We start from the raw sequence: 933 nt of genomic DNA on the forward strand, positions 1-933 counted from the left end.
GGCGAAGGCCGGCTCGCGCAGGACCTCGAATTCGTCAGCTCGGACGACGACCCCGGGGTTGCCGGCAAGAACCAGCCGCATGAGCCGGCCGACCTCGTGGTCTGCACCGATCTCCTCGAGCATATCGAGCCGGATGCCGTCGAGGACGTGCTGTCGGACCTTGCGCGCCTCACGAAGAAGGTGCTCCTCGTCACCATCTCGACGCGCCCGGTCGTCACGGTGACGGCCGACGGCGGCGGCGCCCACATTCCCTCGATGCCGCCCGACCGGTGGCTCGCGCTGCTGACGCGCCGCTTCGGCGTGCGGCGCTGGGAGGTCGGCCTCGACGAGGTGACAGGGATCCTGGTGCCGCTTGCCGGAGAGGATGCGCCAGGACGACAGGTGGCGATGCGCGAGCGCTTCGCGGCCACGCTTCTCAGGCTGAGAGCCGAGCGGACGGCGAACAGGCGAAGCGAGGAGCGGCGCCGTTCCGTGGTCGACGCCGCTGTTCTGGAGCTGGCCGCTCGGAATCAGGATCTCAAGGCGGCCGCGGACGCCTGCGACCGGCTGCGATCGCAGCTCAGGATCGCTGAAACGGAGGTGGACGACGCCCGGCGCGAGGCCGACCGCCTGCGAGCCCAGGACGACGACCACCTCGCTCGACGCGCAGCCAGCGAGATCGTCATCGAGAGACTTTCGGCCGAGCTGGCGAAAGCGCGGGAGGCGTCCTCGCGCATTGCCGAGACCGAGCGAGGCCCCGCGGACCTCGGGGACGGAGCACGGGCCGAGGGTCCTGTCGACGATCCTGCCACGATCGAGCCGGCCCCCGTCGCGGCGCCACGCGGCGCCTGGCTTGCCCTCGCCAACGACACGCTGCTGGGCTGGGCGATCCATCGCGACGCCTCTCCGGTGGCGGCCCTCGTCGAGGTCGAGGTCGAGGACCGCTTCGCCACG

Annotated in this window: 1 protein-coding gene; it reads left to right on the forward strand. The window is 71.5% G+C overall.

The genetic code is table 11. From position 1 onward, the window contains the following. Positions 1-933: hypothetical protein (locus tag VQ03_RS34110; RefSeq protein WP_048454581.1), on the forward strand; the 933-nt coding region annotated here is incomplete at both ends.

The sequence above is a fragment of the Methylobacterium tarhaniae genome (assembly GCF_001043955.1).
GTDB classification, from domain to species: Bacteria; Pseudomonadota; Alphaproteobacteria; order Rhizobiales; family Beijerinckiaceae; genus Methylobacterium; species Methylobacterium tarhaniae.